Origin of the sequence: Prevotella marseillensis, assembly GCF_900625065.1 — a bacterium.
Taxonomy (GTDB): domain Bacteria; phylum Bacteroidota; class Bacteroidia; order Bacteroidales; family Bacteroidaceae; genus Prevotella; species Prevotella rara.
In genome coordinates this window covers 2,130,888-2,149,611 of sequence record NZ_UYXY01000001.1, presented here as the reverse complement: position 1 = coordinate 2,149,611, position 18,724 = coordinate 2,130,888, and the positions used below count along the sequence as shown (strand labels likewise).

Here is an 18,724-nt window from a genome sequence, read left to right as displayed (position 1 = left end):
TATTATTAATAAGGTATACAGGTGAAGCGCCTTTTTATTTCACCCTGATTTTCTTTCCGGCACGTATGTTGTTTCCTTTTATACCGTTAAGCTGGCGCAGCTTCTTTACGGTAGTGTGGTGCCTTTCTGCTATCTCAGACAATGTGTCTCCGCTTCTTACGGTTACGCTCTTCTTTCTTGTTCTTGAGCGTCTTGACGATTTTCTCTTTCTGCTTTTGCTCTTGCTGTAGCTCTTGCGTGAGCTGCTTGTGCTTGTTGTGTACTTGCTGCTTTCAACTTCCACCAGCGAACGTCTGGTGAGCAGCGCATCAGTCTCGTATCTGTAGATAGAGTCTTCGTTTGCGATAAATGTGTTTGTGGCGTTGGCCGGCAGACGTATCACCGACGGCTTGTTGTTGCCGTTGACGATATCACGGCGATACTGCGGATTTAGCGTGCGCAGCTCTTCAATGTCAATGCCGCACACGTCGGCAATCTGCTTAAGATGAACATCTTTTGACACAACCACGGTGTCGGTCTTGGCCGGCAGTGTGGTGCGCATTGGGCAGATGTTGTGCTCGCAGTAGTAGTTCATCACGTAGTTTGCGGCAATGAACGCCGGCACATATCCTCTGGTCTCGCGTGGAAGGTAAGGATAAATCTTCCAGTAGTCGGCCTGTCCGTCGGCGCGGTGTATGGCCTTGTTTATGTTCTCCGGTCCGCAGTTGTATGCAGCAATCACCAGGCTCCAGTCGCCGAAGATATTATAAAGGTCTTTAAGATAGTGGGCAGCTGCATAAGACGATTTAATGGGATCTCTGCGCTCGTCGATAAGCGAGTTGATTTCCAGTCCGTACTGCTTGCCCGTTGCCACCATAAACTGCCACAGTCCGGCAGCGCCTGCATGAGATGTGGCTTTAGGGTTTAATGCCGACTCGATTACTGGCAGATATTTTAGTTCAAGCGGCAGTCCGTAGGCCTCGAGAGCCTCTTCAAATATAGGTATGTAGAAGTTTGATGCTCCCAGCATGTAGCTTACCGAATGGCGCAGTCTGCCGGTGTATCTGTCGATGAATTTCTGTACAATTTCGTTGTATGGCATTTCCATGACGTTCGGCAGCCTGCTGAGGCGCTCGATGTACACCTCTTTCGGGTAATCTCTGTTCTCGTCACGGTAGTTGCAGTCTTCGTCCTGCTGTAAGTAAGTTTTTGAATAGTATAAGTTCAGGAGGCTGTCAACTTCATAGTTCATAGCCTCAGGCAAGTCAATTGTTTCTTCTTTTCCGTCATTGTCAGTCACAATTATTTCATCCTTTTCGTTCTGAGCCTGCATCACGCAGTTACCTCCGAAAAGCATCGTGGCAATGATTATAAAAACTTTCTTTCTCATAAAATGTTTATATACAGAATCTTATAATTTAAATCTTTTTTCAGAAGGTTATAGAGCACTGAAGTCCCAATGACGATGATTTAAGCGGATTCAGTGACGACCTGTTGTTTATTATCGTAGGCTCAAGCTTCATGCTCAGGTCTTTTGAAATGTCAAATTCTGACAGTGACGCGTCGACATACGCGTCTATTACCGACAGGGCGTAAACGCCGATGAGGCAGAATACACTCAGGTCGCGGTATCTGCGGTAGAAGTCCTTACGCTTTTTGAACAGATTTTGGTATTGTTCCTTGTTCTCTTCCGTTATGGTGTTGCCCAGATGCAGAAACTGGTTATAGCTCTCTGTGCTTGGGTCGTTGTCCATGATGTCCATGTAGGCCTGCGAGTAGTCCTTGTACATCTGGTTGTTCCATCTTATGGCGTAAAGACATCCGATGAAGCCGCCATACACAATAGGCAGCTTCCAGTATTTGCGGTTATATATTTGTCCTGCTCCCGGTATCACGATGGCAAGCCACATGGCTCTTTTGGCGTTTGGTCTCCATGTGCTCCAGTCGCGTTTCTCTTTTTTCTTCTTTACAGAGTCGTTTGCCGACAGCATCCTCATGCTGACAGAGTCGGCCGCAGACACAACCTTGTTTATCGTGTCGCTTATCTGTTTGTCGTTTTCTGCCGCAACCGTCATGATCGTGTCGTTGACCAAGATGGTGTCCTTGTCGCCCGTTCCGAGCGCGCTGCACGGCATCATCACGGCAAGCATGCATATGGCCGCTGCCAGTCTTGACAGGTAATATGTTAGATGTCTGCTTGTATCCACAGCTTTATCTTACTGTTCTTTCAGTTTGTCAAACATGCTCATTATACGCACAAGCTCTTCTTCGTTGGCAAACGGAATGCTAATCTTGCCCTTGCCGTTGGCCGAGCAGGTCATCTGAACTTTAGTCTTGAAGAAGTCAGACAGATGCTGTTTCAGTGTAGAGAATTCTTCGGGCATCTGCTGGTTAGATGCTATCTTCTTCTTGCCGCTGACTATGTCTTCGCCGTTTTTCAGCTTCTGCACCATTTCCTCCACCTTGCGTACAGAGTAGCCGTTCTTCTGTATCTCCTTGAACAGCTTCACCTGCAGCGACGGGCTGTCTATCGCCAGCAGCGCGCGTGCGTGTCCCATGTCAATCTCCTTGTTCTGCAGCGCCATCTGCACCTGTGCAGGCAGCTTCAGCAGGCGGAGATAGTTTGATATTGCCGTGCGGCTTTTGCCCACTCTTTCCGACACCTTCTCCTGCGTCATTCCTGTGTTTGTCAGCAGGTGTTCGTATGCCAGGGCTATTTCTATCGCGTTGAGGTCTTCGCGCTGGATGTTCTCAACAAGAGCCATCTCCATCACGTTTTCGTCCTTGATGGTGCGTATGTATGCCGGTATAGCCCTTAGTCCGGCTATCTGCGATGCTCTCCAGCGGCGTTCGCCGGCAATAATCTGAAATCTGTTGTCGTCAACCTGTCGCAGCGTTATCGGCTGAATGATGCCTATCTCGCGTATGCTGTTGGCAAGCTCGTTGAGAGCTTCCTCGTCAAATTCGCGTCGCGGCTGGTTAGGGTTGGCTTCTATCTGCTCAATAGATATCTCGCTGATGGTCGAGCTGCCCTGCGGGCGCACGGCTTCGGTAGATATCAGAGCGTCGAGTCCGCGTCCGAGCGGATTGCTGTATCTTTTCTTAATGGCCATAATCTTCTTACTTGTTCCTGTTTATAATCTCCTTTGCCAGTGCCAGATGGTTCTTGCTTCCTGTTGAGTCGGCATCGTAAAGAATAACCGGAAGTCCGTGGCTTGGCGACTCGCTCAGTTTCACGTTACGCTGTATGACGGTCTTGAACACAAGCTCCTGGAAGTGGCGCTTCACCTCGTCATAAATCTGGTTGGCCAGGCGCAGGCGGCTGTCATACATAGTCAGCAAGAATCCCTCAATCTCGAGTTTCGGGTTCAGCTTGCTCTTTATTATCTTTATCGTGTTCAGCAGCTTGCTTATTCCCTCAAGGGCAAAGTATTCGCATTGAACAGGTATTATTACAGAGTCGGCGGCAGTGAGGGCATTCACCGTTATCAGACCGAGCGACGGCGAGCAGTCAATCAGAATATAGTCGTAGTCGCCCCTTATCGGCTGCAGCAGGTTTTTTATCACCTGCTCTCTGTGTTCAAGGTTTAGCATCTCTATTTCTGCTCCCACAAGGTCAATGTGGCTCGGCATAATGTCAAGTCCGTCAATGTCTGTGGTATAGACGGCGTCATGTACGTCTGCATGGTCGATGATACATTCGTACAGCGAGCAGTCCACGTCTTTCGTGTTGACTCCGAGGCCGCTCGAAGCGTTGGCCTGCGGGTCGGCATCGATTACCAGAACCTTTTTTTCCAGTGTGGCGAGGGATGCAGCCAAGTTAATTGTCGTGGTTGTCTTTCCCACGCCTCCTTTTTGGTTTGCTAATGCGATAATTTTTCCCATTTGTCTTATATTGGTGTCCTAAATCTAATGTCTTTATTTGCTCGTTTTAGAATTGCTCCTTCCAAAAATATTTTGCAAAAATACATATTTTATGTGAGAAATAGTTGTTTTAAACCTTTTTTCGTACTTTTGTAGCCGAAAGAAAATGATTTTTATGAAAATTATGAAACCATTAATACTTATTTCTAACGACGACGGCTACCATGCCAAGGGACTTAACTCGCTGATAGACATGCTCTCTGATTTAGGCGATATCCTTGTCTGCGCGCCCGAGTCGGCACGTTCAGGATTTGCCACAGCCTTCTCTGCAACCACTCCCTTGAGGCTCAAGCTGCGCCGCAAGCGTGAGGGCGTTGAGGTGTGGTCGTGCAACGGCACGCCCGTCGACTGTGTCAAACTGGCGCTGAGCCAGCTCTGCCCGCGCCGTCCTGATATGGTCATCGGCGGCATCAACCACGGCGACAACGGCTCTGTCAATTCTCATTATTCGGGCACTATGGGCGTTACGCGCGAGGGTTGCATGAAGTATATTCCTTCAGTTGCCTTCTCTCTCTGCGACTATAGAGACGACGCCGACTTTGAGCCTCTGCGCAGCATCGTCAGAAAGATTACGGCCAAGGTGCTGGCCGAAGGTCTGCCAAAGGGAACGTGCCTTAACGTAAACTTTCCGAAGGCTGCCGAATTTAAGGGCGTAAAGGTGTGCCGAATGGCTAAGGGTACATGGGGAAATGAGGTTGTTCGCGCCCGTCATCCCAGGGGTTACGACTATTATTGGCTTGTGGGCGAATATACCAATGACGAACCTGAGGCAACCGACACCGACAACTGGGCTCTCAACCATGGTTATGTGGCTATAACGCCCACCACAATCGACGTTACCGACTATGCCATGTTCGAACGTCTGAAGGATTGTGCCGACAAGTTTTGCTGATGTGCCGGGGCTGCGGTCTTGTCGGTTTTCGGCATCTGTCGTGTGCCCTGCTGTGGATTTAGAAACATCATATTTGTTTACAGATGAAATATTATCTTATTGCCGGTGAGGCAAGTGGCGACCTTCATGCGTCGCGGCTTATGCAGTCGCTCAGAAGAGTCGATGGCGAGGCTGAGTTCCGTTTCTTCGGAGGCGACCTTATGTCGGCTGCCGGAGGCATGCGTGTGCGCCACTATCGCGACTTGGCATATATGGGCTTTGTGCCTGTCCTGCTGCATCTCAGAACCATATTCAGAAACATGGCTTTCTGTAAGCGCGACATAATCGAGTGGCACCCTGATGTGGTGATATTGGTTGATTATCCAGGTTTTAATCTCGACATAGCCAAGTTTCTGCATGCCAAGACTTCAATACCTGCGTATTATTACATCTCGCCAAAGATTTGGGCATGGAAGGAGTACCGCATAAAGAACATAAAGCGTGATGTCAGCGAGCTGTTCTCCATTCTGCCTTTCGAGGTGCCCTTCTTTGAAGGCAAGCACGGCTACAAGATACACTATGTGGGCAATCCTACGGCCGACGAGGTGAGCGGATTTTTGAAGATCTACACCGATTCTTACGACGAGTTCTGCTCTAAAAACGGGCTCGACTCACGCCGTCCTGTCATTGCTTTGCTGGCCGGAAGCCGCAAGCAGGAGATAAAGGACAATCTGCCGGCCATGATAGAGGCTGCCTCGCGCTTTGCCGACAAGTATCAGCTCGTGGTGGCGGGAGCGCCGTCGATAAGTGCAGACTATTATGCCGGGTTCATATCCGGACAGCCCGTAAAAATAGTCTACGGGCAGACTTACGAACTGCTCGCCCATTCGCGTGCGGCTGTTGTAACCAGCGGAACGGCCACTCTTGAGACGGCTCTGTTCAACGTGCCGCAGGTGGTGTGCTACGAAACTCCTATACCAAAGGTCATCGCCTTTCTCCGTAAACATCTGTTGAAGGTGAAATACGTTTCGCTTGTCAATCTCATTGCCGACCGTGAGGTGGTCAGGGAGCTTGTTGCCGACACATTTTCTGTGGATAACATTGCCGCTGAATTGTCGCGTCTGCTGCCCGACGGAGCTTGTCGCAGCAGCATGATTGATGGATATGCCGAAGTGCGCAGGAGGCTCGGCGACAAAATAGCTCCCGACAACGCGGCTGAGATCATGGTTCGGCTGCTGAAGAAAGAGGTCGACGAATAGTGTCTGCAGTGTGCGTAAGGAACAAAAATGAATTTAAAGCGGCATGGAGAACCATGCAGTGAGTTGGAAACAAAACGTTTGGTTTGGATACCGATATGAATAATTAATGTGTAAAACAATAAATTAACGGGCAAGCAGCCGGAAACACCAGCTCTGTTGCCCGTTAATTTGTTTTGATAAGTCTTGTCAAAATCACAATCCGGTCAGCTATGTGACACATCGGCACTGCCAACTTTCATGTGATTTCATTTCCTGATATTTTTATTGTATAGAAGCATTATGTCATTTGCGTAGACGTTTATCGTTTTACAAACTTAGCTGTTGCCGTGTGTTCCGCAAAGATGGCATTAAGCAGATAAACTCCTTTAGGAAGAGCAGAAATGTCTATATGCTCTGTATATTTGTTATTGTAGATGATGCTGCCCGATGCATTTACGATGTTCACTCTTAATGCTTCTTCAGCTCCGTGTACGGTCAGCAGTCCGCCGTTTATCTCAGGATAAATATCTGCTTTGGCGTTCATGATGTTTGCCTCGATTCCTGATGTTTCTGCCGCTTTTTCAACGGCTGCAGCTGCATTGATGACACCGCCGTCGGGCGAGATTGGCAGTCCGTCTACTTTTGTGGCAGTAGACGTGAGAATGTTTATAACGTCTTCAGATGTTAAGTCAGGATTTACTGAAAGCATTAAAGCCACGACAGATGACACCAATGGGGTTGCCATGGACGTGCCGACCTTGCCGTCATAAAACATTCCGTCAATTTCGTTCAGCCCGTCAAGGCGGTATTGCTGGCTTACAGAATAGGTGGTTGACAGGATAAGATCGGATGTGGGAGTAATATTTCCTTCTTCATCTTTCAGATATCCTCCAGGAGCGGCAATGTCCACCCAGTTGCCGTATGTTGAGAACGGAGAAATCTTATTGTCTGAATCGACCGAAGCAACGGATATTACTCCGTCTATGGCAGCCGGATACATCTTTACGTTATTTCCGTTGTTGCCGGCTGCAGCAATAACAATGACGCCCTGTTTAAGTATATTCTCGATAATCTCGACTTCCGTGTCACTCATTCCTGAAGAACCCCATGACAGGCTCAGTATGTCGGCGCCGTTGTCGACAGCCCATAGCAGACATTCCATCTGTCGGTTCATTGTGCGAGGCTGAACGTCTGAAGCACGTGCCGAAAGCAGCGTTACTCCTGATGCAAAGGAAGCAATGCCCTCATTATTGTCAGTTATTGCTCCGACGAGTCCGGCGCAGTGTGTGCCGTGTGACCATTCTGACGATTCGCATCCGTCCATTGTGCCGCATTCATAGTCTTGTGGAATGTTTGACGGCGGTGCACTGTTGCCTGTTTCTTCAATATACGCAAAATATTGGTTTTCGGGTTTTATCTGCAGGTCTGGATGGTCTCCCCATACGGCGTTGTCGATTATAGCTACGCGCACGTCGGGCGAGCCATGATATTTTCCGTAAATCTTGTCGAATCCTATTTGATTGAGATGCCATCCGCCCGTTATCTGGTTCAGATGCAGCAAAGGGTCGTTTGGCATATTTCCATCCATGCTCATTATCTCCACGGTTGTTGCTTTTTCAACTCGCTCCACACCAGGCATGCTGCTCAGCATGGCAAAGATAGAGTCATTTTCTTGCTCGTTGTCTATTCCGTCAAAATTAACCTGATAGCAGCTTTGAAGTGCTCCGCCTACATGCAGGCTCAGTGCTTTTCGGTTAAGTCTTGTTCCCTTTATCTGCTTTTGTGTAAGATTCTGGAATAGTCTTTGGCTTTCAATTATTCGGGGATTGATGTTGTTGTCTTTTGTATCCCGCAGCGCTGAATACGATTTGCTGTCACCGGCAAATTTAACATAGAACGTTCCATATTGGCTTTGACCGTAGCCTGATACGAAACAGCACCAGCAGAGCAATATTCCAAGTATGTTTTTTTTCCTGTTCATAATTCTGATAATTTTTGAAACTGACATAAATGAGTGCAAGAGGCAAGCCCTTTTTCCTGACGTTGCCTCTTGCTTGTGCTTATTTGCTTATAGTTATTTTATGAGTGCTTGAGACATTTCCGGCGTTAATTTTCACGATGTATGTTCCTGATGCAAGATTGTCGGCAGAGATTCTTGTTACAGCATTAGTCAGAGTCTCGTCTTTAACCTTTACGCCAGCCATGTTATATACGGTAATTCTTGCGTCTGCCAATGTTTCAGGAAGTTCCACGTAGAAGACATCTTTTACCATGTGCGGATAAACCGAGATGCTTTCTGCATTTTCAACACCGTTAATTCCGCTTGTGCCGTCGTCCTGCAGCAGGGCGTCGTCCAGCCACATCTTGCTGTTCAATATGCCTTTGGTGTTAATTCCGATGTGGTAGTAGCCGGTTTCACGCGGTACGAATCTTACTTTCATCAATTTATATTCAGTCGGTATTGTTTCTGCTGGGTATATAGCTTCTCCCATACTTTCAGCCGCAGGGCTTTCTCCATAGTGCAGCGAAAGCGAGCAGTTGCTTTCAGCGTCAGTCTTTACACGGCATACGAACATATATTGGTGGTCTTTATCGAGCATGAATTTAGGTGTAAACAGCCAGTCGTCAATGGCTTTTTCTCCTGCTGTGTCATAAACCAGGCAGTTGGGTGCCGAGTTTGCGTCGCTGTCCTGTGCCAGTTCCCATAATGTGTTGTAGTCAACAACTCTCCATTCTGGCGGCACCATTCCGTAAATGAGCTGCGAATCAAAGTTTTCCATAAACGGCAGAACGTTATTGCTGTCGTCTGAGGTCCTGAAGTAATATGATTCCGACCATGGACTCTTTTCTCCGTTTTCATTTACTGCGCGCACATAAGCCCTGTATGCCGTATTTGGCGTAAGGTCTTCATATACAGCCATAGGCATGTCCGTCTGCTTGCATTCTACGTCGTCTTCCGGTATGAACTTGTCGTCTCCAATTATTGTCTCCCACTTGTTCTCCTTGCCCTGTGCTGTCCATGTCAGCCTTACGTTTGTGGCGTCAATGTCGAGAACGTGCAGTCCGTCAGGCTCAATAAGTTCAGGTATCTGTTCATAAACGAAGTCGTCGATGAATGCCGGCTTCTGGAATACCGTTCCGATCTTGAAGGCAATATATTTATGTTCGGCTGTGATGGCTTCAGAGTTTAGATAGATTATATGGCGATAAATCATCTCTCCGTAGTCAGCACCTGCCAGCTTCTCTATCGCAACGAAGGTGTTGGGATCTTCAGGGTCGCTCATCACGCCTACCGTGAGGCTCTGCATCATGGATATGTTGGCATAGAATGTTATGCGCTTGTCCTTGTCGCCTAAGTCGGAGAACGGAGGCGAAATAAGCATCATCTGATTTTGTCCGTCGACGTTTATGAGGCCTACGCAGTTTGGCGATGAGTGATAATATACAGGATGATCGCTCAGAATATATGGTTTGTCGTTTCTGTTTGATATATACGACCATCCGGTCGGGAACATGTCCTCGTTTATGTCGTCAAAGTTGTAAGTGTATGGAGCCGTCTTGTCTTTTGACTTGGTCGATACGGTTGCTTCCTCGCTATAGTCTCCGTGGCTGTCTCCGCTGCATGAGCGTACCTTGAAAACGTATTGTGTGCAGTCGTCAAGACCTGTAACGGTGAATGGCGGAGCCTGTTCGGCCTTTATTATTGTGCTTTCTTCTTCAGACTGTCCGTATTTTCTGTATTCTATTTCCCATTCTGTTGCCGTTCCTGTTTCTGTCCAGTTTAGCGTTACCGAATTTTCTGTAACGTTTTCAATGGCAAAGTCTTGTGGCGTAAGAAATTCTGAAGCCGTTATGCTGATGTTGTCTATTGCTGCAGGAGGATTGCTGATGGCTTCATAGTTGTTGTTCCTCCAGCCAATGACCAGGCGTTCGGTCTTGCCGGCATAAGATGCAGGTATCTCTATTTTCACTTTGCCCCATTCCTCCATTCCGCATATATATGTTCCTATCTTACTTACACTTCCGAGCGATGTCTTCATGAATACGCCTGCTTCAGGATAAATGTCAAGGTCGTCTATAAGCCATACCTCAGTTACATGATTGGGTGAAGAACCTACGCCCCTGAAGTCAAATGTAAGCAGAGCTCCGTTATCCATTTTCTCTGGAAATACGATGTTCTTGTATATATAGCTCATTGACGTTTCCTGTATATATTCGTTTGTGGCGCCTCCGTCTTTTGATATATACATCGATTTTCCGTCGCCTCCTGCAGCTTCGCCCCATGCCCATGCGTTGGGCTGGTTTTCCTGTGCATACATAAAGTGTCCGTCGTTATCTTCAAAATCGATAGCCAGCGGTATTTCCACAGGGGCGTAGTCAAGCTTGAACGACATGTCTGCCCATTCGCTCGTTTCAGTTCCCGACACGGTTTGTACATAAACATAGTAAGTAGTCCCCGGCACCAGGCCTGTTGCCGTGTATGATGGTGTGTTGTCTATCACGGCCTCTATGTCGGCTTTGTCGGTTTCAGGGTTAATTTCTTTATCTGACAGTTTAAGATTCCATTTATTCTCATCATTTATCGCTTTCCATGATATTGATAATTTTCCGTCTTCTCCGGTGTGGTAAGAATATTTAAGTTCTACAGGAGCGGCTACAGACGGGCCTTCGCTCAGGCAAAAGTTGTCTATGTATAAAGGTCTGAATGTAGCGCCTACGCTTTTTGATGCGCGTATTTTTATCTGTATGGCGTTGCGGTTTATAACACGACTGAATGTTTTCCATTCCGACATGCCGTTTTCCGGCTCAATATAGGCCAATGACTCAAATTCTACGTTTCCGTTGCGCCTGTATCCTGCCAGCACTTCTATCTTGAAGGGGTCGGCTGTGCTTGTGCGCTTGTAGAAATAGGCAAAAGACACTTCCGGATTCTTTAAGTCTGAAATGTCGAACTCTTGTGACACGAGGTCATAGCCTTCATTGAGGGCAGTCAGCGACAAGTCGATAGATGCGGCAAACTTTCCGTCATAGGCGGCACCGGGTCCGAATGTCCCTTCGCAGCCTTCAGCTGACTGTGTCCAGCCGTTTTCGGCAGGCGTGACAGACCATCCTGGGGGAAGCCAGTTTTCAAAACTTTCAATTAATACTGTTTGTGCCCCACAGTAGCATGCATTGAAAATTAACATGAATAATAAGAATGAATTTTTCATACGCATTTTATTACTTTAGGTTTATGTTTTAAAGAATTAACTGTTCACAAATTTATTTTGTTAAACTTTAAGCACCAAAAATAATCAAGGCTTTTTTCTAGCCGTGATTACATTTGTAATGGTGGTAAATAACTGAAAATCAGTGATTTGCGTTTTAATGCGGGCGCAAAATAAAGCGAAAATGTAATGTTTTTGATCATGAAATGTCTGTTATTCTTAAATATTTTTATTACAATACTTAGTTAATTTTTAGTTTAGAGACTCATTTATAATATATTACGTCATATATACAGCACCTCTGACAGGAACTTGTACACCTGTCAGACAACCATAAACAACGAATCTTAAAATAGATGGGAATAATAGCCTGAAAGACTGAAAATAAGCGTCTAAAAAAATTGGCCAAGTCGCTAAAAATTAGTAAATTAGCAGTTGCCAGACAAACCAATTTGCTAATGGAAATTCAGCCACTTGACCAGCTCACCAAGATCATCAATGATGCCCTTGATGGCACTGCAAAGTTACGCAAAAGTTTTAAAACTTTCTTCGTCATTACTTCAATTCTTTTCCTAAGCATGACGAAACGTAAGAACTTCACCCAAATGGCGCTGTCCAGCGACTGCTGCGAGAGCCGTTTCAGACAGAACTTCCGGAAGAAGTTTGACTGGGTGGGATATAACCTTGCGTACTGCAGGGAGAAACTCCAGCACAGGATTGCCATCGCCATCGACCCGAGCTACATTCCCAAGTCGGGAAAGCACACTCCCGGCACGGGATACTTCTGGAGTGGATGCGCATCTGCCGCGAAATGGGGGCTTGAGATTCTGGGCATAGCGCTTGTTGATGCCGATGAGCGTGATGCCGTACATCTCAGGGCTGTGCAGACGGTGGACATCGTGTCCAGAGGCCGTCCTCCCAAGTACCTTGCGGGAATGGATGATCCAAATTCACTGCTGGCATGGTATCTTAAGGTCATTGCCTCTCAGAAAGATGCACTTTGGAAAGTCTGCAAGACGGTAGTTGCTGATGCCTATTTCTCGAAGAAACCTTTTGTGGATGGTCTCATTGCTTTGGGATTCAACCTTATAAGCAGATTCAGGAGCGATGTAAGACTGCGTTATCTTTATGATGGTCCCAAGACCGGCAAGCGTGGAAGACCTAAGGTCTATGGTGACAGGGTGGACATCAGGAATCTCGACATGAATGCGTTTGTGAGTGAAGACATCACCTCGGATGACAAGGTGGTAACACTCTATTCTGCGGTTGTCTGGTCGGCAGGTCTCAAGCGCAAGGTCAAGGTGGTCATTGTTGACTGCCTCGAGCCAGGCAGGAAGACTCAGGAGAGGAAGGTGTTCTTCTCTACAGACACCTCGATGTCTGCCAGAGACATCATGGACATCTACCGAACCCGATTCCAGATTGAGTACCTTTACCGCGATGCAAAGCAGTTTACCGGACTCGCCCACTGCCAGTCACGGAAGAGGGAATCACTGGACTTTGCGTTCAACATGTCGCTCTCCTCTGTCAACGTGGCAAGGGCTTTTGCCCGGAGTTGCGGCGTGCATCTTTCTGTCTCCAATGTAAAGACGCTGATTCATAATGCGGATATGATACAGAGATTTATTCGTATGTCTGGAAAGCACCCACACAGGCTATTAAATACCAACGATTTCAAAGAACTCTTATATTATGGCGTCTCGGACGCTGCGTGATTATCCAAAATTTAACGAACTATTGTTATTATATTTGTGCATCTAAAGTACATACATGATACAGAGAGCGAATATTTTTTTAATGGTTGTTTTTTCACTGATTTTTGCCTGTTGCGGCAAACATTCAGAGAGGCATGTCTTGTCTGAGGCGGACAGAATGTTGTCTGTGGGCAAGTCGGACTCGGCGTATCATGTGCTTAATAAGATAAACAGTCATGACCTTAACGATGAAGACAAGGCTCTTTATTGCCTGCTGATGACTCAGGCAATGTATGGTATGGATATGGAGTCAGAAGTGGACACATTGATAGATTGCTCCATAAAATATTATACGGGCAGGGATAATGCCATGTTGGCCGAGTCATATTATTATAAGGGCGTTGTAAACTATGCAATAAACAATGCCGATGATGCGATGATCTGCCTTAAAAAGGCCGAGAGTCTGTCGTCTGGCTTGCCTGACAAGGAACTGTATTTTAAGATTCTTGCATATATATCACGTATAAACTTTAAGTCGGAAAATTACAGCCTGGCCCTTAAATACGGTAAAGAATCGTTGCTGTATGCCGAAAAAACCGGAAAACCAACGTTTATTGCCCTGACATATAATCTGCTGGCATGCATATTTGAGAAACTTGGCAACAACGACAGTGCATATGTGTATGTCATGAAAAACATAAAATTCGCCGATGGCATAAAGTCAGACAAGAGCAAGGCCATCATGTATGCAAATATTGCTGATTATTATAGCCAGAAAGGAGAGACGAAGCTTTATGAGAAATATCTCAACAAGTCGAGTTCTTTATATGTTCTTCCAGATGTGCTTAATCGTTACGCCTTGATAAAATATAACGAAGGTAAGTTTGATGAGGCCGACTCGCTATGGAACAAAGCCCTGGCTATGAGCGACGGAAAGGGTAAGGTTGAGATTCTTGAGACAATCATAAGTAACCTGAAAGAGGAGGATAATTACAAGATATTGTATAACTGTTATAAGCAGCTCGACTTCCTGAAAGACAGTATCAGAAGACAGCAGCATACCCAGCAGATACAGGACATACAGCTAAGATACGACAACGATATGATGAAGCGTAAGTATGATGTCATCGTAACCCGTATAGCCATAGTCTTGGTAGCCGTGTTCTTGCTTTCAGTAATCTTTATCTTGTTGTTGAAGTATAAACAGAAACAGAACAAGACCAAGCTGCTGCAAAGCCAGATATTGATAGATTCTTACAACAAACAGATTGAAGAATATAAAAAATCAGGAAAGGATAACACCAGAAAAATTAAGATGTTGGAGAAAAAACTCTCCTCTGTATACAGCGAGCAGACAGATGTGTTTACACGTGGACGGGCGTGTTACAGGCAGATATTGGATAATGGCTCTGTTGTAACGTGGAAGAAAGACGACTATATTGATTTTATTGAATATTACAAACTGGTAAATCTTTCGTTTGTTGTTCAGATTGAGCGTGAATATAAGTCGTTGACACATGGCAACAAGTTTCTGCTTATATTGCAGGATATGGGTAAGACTGAGACTGAGTTGCAGAAAATATTAGGAACTACAATCGGTACAATAAGAGTGCAGCAGTCGAGAATAAGGAAAAAATATATAGGTGATTCTGCCTGTGTTTGATTCTTACGTTCAGTCTGGCCGTTCATGTTTCCATGAGTTTTTATCTCGCATTGTCTTCTTTCTGCCAGTCCGTTATTTTATATATCATGATTGATGACGATTTTGCTTAAAAAACACGGCCGTTTCTGATTAAAAAGTGGCCGGTTTACGCCTCAAAAGTGGCCGAGTTTTGACCCGTAACTCGGCCACTTTTGATTTATAATCAAACCTTATTATTTTGCTTGCAGTTTATGTTTTAGTAGGCTCTTATTTTGGAATATGTTTATTGAAAGATGCTGTTTTGCTTACGATTTTTCGCCTAAAAATTATCATGCCGGTTGAACGTATTGAAATTTTTACTAATTTTGTATCGGCTAATGATGAAAAGCATCAACCGAAATGAAACGGATTTACAGACTTAACCCCAGATTAGACGTTATGATTTAGCCTGTATTTTTGCTTTATATTAAGTGGATTATCGTTTGATTTTTCGCAGTCATAGCGGGCTATGTCAAGAAAGGCCGGAGGAAAAGTCGCCAATAAAAGACAAAAAGACGGCTGAAAGCATGAGCATACCAAAATTATATACGGTCTAATGACTTAGGCTTAATGTGGAATGATTTGCGAACATTTTTGCGAACAGCAGATTTTTGTGCATTGTGCTAAATCGAGTAATTTTGCTTATAAAAATAATAAAATTAAACTGTTTGAACTTATGAAGAGAATTTGTGTTATACATTATTTGTCTTTATTTCTTCTTGCTTTGTGCAGTCATGTGCTGTCGGCGGCTCAGTCGGACACAGCTGTCATGCGTATCAGTTATGACGCTAAGTTTAAGACTTGTGTTGAAAGACCGGAAATGCAAGACGAGATGGAACTGCTTATTGGCAATAAGTGGAGCAAGTTTTATTCTTCGGCAAACATACGACAGCAGCATGTGCTTGACAGCGTGGTGCAGGCCACGGGTGGACAACTGCAACAGGCTTTGGCTGCAAGCACACGGATGAGAGGAAGTGGAACGCTTGGGCAGAAATATATGGTGATGAAGAATTATCCGGCTGACGGCAAACTTACTTATACACTTAATCTGCATGGTTTTGCCCTTAAGTCTGAGGAGAATATGCCTGCGTTTGACTGGCAATTGGCCGACGGCGACTCAATAATAGCCGAGTACCACTGCAACAAGGCAAGGACAAAGTTTCGCGGACAGACATGGACTGTGTGGTATGCGCCTGAAATCGCCGTGAGCGACGGTCCTTGGAAACTGTGCGGACTGCCGGGACTTATAATGAAGGCTGAAACAGACAACGGCTGTTTCTCGTTTGTATGCACGGCTGTAAGAAAGGGCAGGGGAGAAAGCATTACGATGGAAAAGACAAAATATAAATCTGTTGAGTCGAAAGAGCTGCAAAAGATTACAGAAATGGAGATTACCGATCCTGTAGGGCTGATGACGAGGCTGACGGGCCTTGCTCCGTCTGTCAGTAAGGGCAGGACAAAGCAAAGAAAGGTTACGCCGGTACTTATAGAAGATAATGACTGTGAGTGACGGCAGAACCATACGCATGGCGCTTGTCCTGTTTGCGTGGCTTTTGGCAGCAACGGCTTACGGACAGGTTATAACGGGACGGGTTGTCAACTCGGACAACAGTCCTGTCGACAAGGCTTCTGTATATATTAAAAACGGCAAGTCGGTAGTGGCTTATGGATTCACCGACAAGCAAGGCATGTTTTCCGTAGACTGTAAAGGCCGGCAGTGCGACACGATGGAGGTGCGCAAGATTGGTTACTCTAAACTGTCTATTGCTCTTAGGCATTACAGCAGCGACAAGGTTATAGTGCTCAGCGAGCATGCCACAGAACTTAAGGAAGTGGTCGTAAAGTCGCAGCGCATCAGACAGGAGGGCGACACGCTCAACTATCTTGTGAGCGCCTTTCGCGGCAAGCAAGACCGCACCATAGCCGACGTTATCAAGAAAATGCCCGGACTTACCGTAAATGATGACGGCTCGATAGAATATCAGGGCACGAAGATAAACAAATTTTATATTGAAGGCATGGATCTGCTTGGCGGTAAGTATGCGCAGGCGTCAGATAACATTGATGCAGGAAAGGTGAAAAAGGTGCAGGTGCTTGAACGGCATCAGCCCATACGTGCGCTGAAGGATACAAAGTTCAGCGATCAGGCAGCACTCAACATCGTGCTGACCGACAGCGCAAAAAATGTGTGGAGTCACACCTTCGACCTGTCAACGGGAGCTTCGTTGACCAAAAGTCCCGACTGGCTTTATGACAATCGCATCGTCTCAATGCTGTTTTCGCGCAAGGTGCAGAGCATAAGCATGTATAAGAACAACAATACCGGTAAGAACATCGGACAGGAAGTAACGCCTATGTCGGCATATCTCGACGACTCGGCACCCGTGGACGATGGTATGCTCGGCAACATATCGCTGCCGGCACCGGCCATTGACGCCTCGCGCAGCAGATTTAATCATACTCATCTGTTTGCAACTAACTGGCTGCTGAAGACGCATGGCGGCAATGACTTGAGGATACAGCTCGACGGCATGACCGACATGACTGAACAGCGACAGACATCCACCACGGTATATACGGCGGCAGGCGGTGCTGCCATTGTGCAGGACGTATCGGCTGAGAGCCGTCACGACGCCTTGTCGGCTGAGGTGCTTTACAGGCAGAATACCGAAAGACAGTATCTTACAAACGATGTCAGGGGATATGTCGATTTCGACCGCAGCATCGGCTTGTCGGTATTGAACGGCGTTGAGACAAGAGAGATGGTTAAGCCGCGTCAGGGCTACATCACGGACAAACTGTCGTTTGTGCGCAACATCACCCGTCGCTATTCGTTTTCTGTCAACGCTTACCTTTCACTCAACTGGCTGCCGGGCAGTCTGCTGCTTGCCGACTCAACCATGCAGCGCCTTCGCCAGCGCAGCGTCCTTGCCGGATGTGACGCCTATTTCGGACAAAAGCTTGGTGCGTTTTATCTTAATTATAATATAGGCACAGACCTGAAGGCGCAGCATATAGGCGTAAGCCGGCAGAATTTGGATGCCGTAAGGAAGTACACCGAATGGCGCACTTTCATGAAACCGTCGCTGTCGTATAAGACCGCCATTATTAATTTTATTGCATCGGCGCCTGTTTACTGGACAAGCCGGACGTATGGCGTACAGCATAAAGACAACATTACATTTGAGCCTAATCTGTTTTTCAGAGCTATGCCAGTTTCCGATTTCGGCATAACGGCAACGTATAACTGCTCGTGGAAGCCCGAAGGCTTTTTGTCAGTGCTCGATATACCTGTGTTTACCGACTATATCTCGATGACAGAAGGACAGGGTAAACTCAGCAACACATTGATGCACACGGCAAGCGCTAATATAGAATATAAGAATGTTATAAAAGGCCTGTTTGCCACTGTCGGGTATGTCTTTACCAATATGCGCAATCAGCGACTTTACTCAATGAATGTGGACGGCAATGTGTATGAATCGCGGGCCACAGACCTTACATCAAACAGCGTTATGCACGGATTAAACTTCCGTGTAAGCGAGAGCTGGAACGTGGCTCATCTGGTTACTACGCTGTCAGGGCGATGGCAGTGGAGTGATTATAACATGCTCTTGCAGAATGTGCTTACGCCGTTTCAGACGCAGATGGCCAGAGCCAAGGCAACAGTCTCGCTCCAGCCTTGCAGCTGGTTCTCTGTCGAAGAGCAGAGTCAGTTCAGCTATGTCAGACAGGAGTGCCGTTCGGGCGCCTCGTTGCCGTCGTCGCTAAGTTCATTCAGTCACAGTCTGAAGTGCTACTTCATGCCCGGACGCTTTAACATAGAGTTAAGCAACGAGATATACCACGGCAACGATAAGGCCGTTTCGTTCACCTATTTTGCCGACTTGTCAGTCTCTTATCGCACCAAACGTTATGAAGTGAGCCTGACATGCAGCAATATTTTGGGAAAGGATGAATATGAACGCCGCCAGATAACCGACACTCAGCAGATGTACACCATTACAAGGTTGAGGCCGCGTGAATGTATGGTGAGGGTTGAATTTAGTTTATAAAAAAGAAATAGTCCGGACTTTAAATAGTAATTAATAAAAAAACAAAAGAAAATGAAGAAATTATTTTTGATTTTA

The 18,724-nt window shown here is 46.3% G+C and carries 12 protein-coding genes; 6 read left to right on the top strand and 6 right to left on the bottom strand.

Going from position 1 to position 18,724, the window contains the following annotated elements; all coding sequences use genetic code 11:
- Window positions 1-34 precede the first annotated feature (34 nt).
- The 4 genes from EJL04_RS08690 to EJL04_RS08675 form a co-directional block, all read right to left on the bottom strand.
- Window positions 35-1,369 carry a lytic transglycosylase domain-containing protein gene (locus tag EJL04_RS08690; RefSeq protein WP_053398996.1) on the bottom strand — a complete coding sequence of 445 codons (1,335 nt, stop codon included), beginning with the start codon at window positions 1,367-1,369 and terminating at the stop codon, window positions 35-37.
- A gap of 40 nt (window positions 1,370-1,409) precedes the next feature.
- Window positions 1,410-2,117 (bottom strand): DUF5683 domain-containing protein, encoded by a 708-nt coding sequence (locus EJL04_RS08685; RefSeq protein ID WP_053399006.1) that lies wholly within the window; start codon window positions 2,115-2,117, stop codon window positions 1,410-1,412.
- Window positions 2,118-2,195: 78 nt separating this feature from the next.
- Window positions 2,196-3,092, bottom strand: coding sequence for a ParB/RepB/Spo0J family partition protein (locus EJL04_RS08680; RefSeq protein WP_021853631.1), 897 nt, complete (start codon window positions 3,090-3,092; stop codon window positions 2,196-2,198).
- Window positions 3,093-3,099: 7 nt separating this feature from the next.
- A complete protein-coding gene (locus EJL04_RS08675; RefSeq protein WP_021853630.1) occupies window positions 3,100-3,864 on the bottom strand; it encodes a ParA family protein in 765 nt (254 codons plus the stop codon).
- A 154-nt stretch (window positions 3,865-4,018) separates the two neighbouring features.
- Here EJL04_RS08675 and surE point away from each other — a divergent pair, with 154 nt between their 5' ends.
- Complete coding sequence (gene surE, locus EJL04_RS08670; protein WP_125104675.1) at window positions 4,019-4,795, top strand: 5'/3'-nucleotidase SurE; 777 nt, start codon at window positions 4,019-4,021, stop codon at window positions 4,793-4,795.
- 83 nt (window positions 4,796-4,878) lie between these two features.
- Window positions 4,879-6,033: a lipid-A-disaccharide synthase gene (gene lpxB, locus EJL04_RS08665; RefSeq protein ID WP_125104674.1), complete on the top strand. Its 1,155-nt coding sequence runs from the start codon at window positions 4,879-4,881 to the stop codon at window positions 6,031-6,033.
- 298 nt (window positions 6,034-6,331) lie between these two features.
- On the opposite strand, the gene EJL04_RS08660 is transcribed toward lpxB, so the two are convergent.
- Complete coding sequence (locus EJL04_RS08660) at window positions 6,332-7,993, bottom strand: S8 family peptidase (RefSeq protein WP_164511744.1); 1,662 nt, start codon at window positions 7,991-7,993, stop codon at window positions 6,332-6,334.
- 79 nt (window positions 7,994-8,072) lie between these two features.
- Window positions 8,073-11,222 carry a fibronectin type III domain-containing protein gene (locus EJL04_RS08655; protein ID WP_164511743.1) on the bottom strand — a complete coding sequence of 1,050 codons (3,150 nt, stop codon included), beginning with the start codon at window positions 11,220-11,222 and terminating at the stop codon, window positions 8,073-8,075.
- A gap of 455 nt (window positions 11,223-11,677) precedes the next feature.
- Here EJL04_RS08655 and EJL04_RS08650 point away from each other — a divergent pair, with 455 nt between their 5' ends.
- The 4 genes from EJL04_RS08650 to EJL04_RS08635 all read left to right on the top strand — a co-directional run bounded on the left by EJL04_RS08650 (window position 11,678) and on the right by EJL04_RS08635 (window position 18,649).
- The gene (locus EJL04_RS08650; protein WP_071149385.1) at window positions 11,678-12,934 is read left to right on the top strand and encodes a transposase; all 1,257 of its coding nucleotides are present in this window, start codon (window positions 11,678-11,680) and stop codon (window positions 12,932-12,934) included.
- A gap of 139 nt (window positions 12,935-13,073) precedes the next feature.
- Entirely contained in the window at window positions 13,074-14,576 is a 1,503-nt protein-coding gene (locus EJL04_RS08645; RefSeq protein WP_164511742.1) for a tetratricopeptide repeat protein, read from the top strand.
- A gap of 694 nt (window positions 14,577-15,270) precedes the next feature.
- Window positions 15,271-16,104 carry a GLPGLI family protein gene (locus EJL04_RS08640; protein WP_164511741.1) on the top strand — a complete coding sequence of 278 codons (834 nt, stop codon included), beginning with the start codon at window positions 15,271-15,273 and terminating at the stop codon, window positions 16,102-16,104.
- Window positions 16,097-18,649: a carboxypeptidase-like regulatory domain-containing protein gene (locus EJL04_RS08635; RefSeq protein ID WP_164511740.1), complete on the top strand. Its 2,553-nt coding sequence runs from the start codon at window positions 16,097-16,099 to the stop codon at window positions 18,647-18,649. Before EJL04_RS08640 ends, EJL04_RS08635 begins: the two co-directional genes overlap by 8 nt.
- Window positions 18,650-18,724: the final 75 nt, after the last annotated feature.

Bases quoted from the DNA above. Each gene is read 5' to 3' on its own strand.
- EJL04_RS08675 (WP_021853630.1), bottom strand. From the start codon at position 3,864: ATGGGAAAAATTATCGCATTAGCAAACCAAAAAGGAGGCGTGGGAAAG.
- lpxB (WP_125104674.1), top strand. From the start codon at position 4,879: ATGAAATATTATCTTATTGCCGGTGAGGCAAGTGGCGACCTTCATGCG.
- EJL04_RS08660 (WP_164511744.1), bottom strand. From the start codon at position 7,993: ATGAACAGGAAAAAAAACATACTTGGAATATTGCTCTGCTGGTGCTGT.
- EJL04_RS08655 (WP_164511743.1), bottom strand. From the start codon at position 11,222: ATGAAAAATTCATTCTTATTATTCATGTTAATTTTCAATGCATGCTAC.
- EJL04_RS08680 (WP_021853631.1), bottom strand. From the start codon at position 3,092: ATGGCCATTAAGAAAAGATACAGCAATCCGCTCGGACGCGGACTCGAC.
- EJL04_RS08650 (WP_071149385.1), top strand. From the start codon at position 11,678: ATGGAAATTCAGCCACTTGACCAGCTCACCAAGATCATCAATGATGCC.
- EJL04_RS08640 (WP_164511741.1), top strand. From the start codon at position 15,271: ATGAAGAGAATTTGTGTTATACATTATTTGTCTTTATTTCTTCTTGCT.
- EJL04_RS08690 (WP_053398996.1), bottom strand. From the start codon at position 1,369: ATGAGAAAGAAAGTTTTTATAATCATTGCCACGATGCTTTTCGGAGGT.
- surE (WP_125104675.1), top strand. From the start codon at position 4,019: ATGAAAATTATGAAACCATTAATACTTATTTCTAACGACGACGGCTAC.
- EJL04_RS08685 (WP_053399006.1), bottom strand. From the start codon at position 2,117: ATGATGCCGTGCAGCGCGCTCGGAACGGGCGACAAGGACACCATCTTG.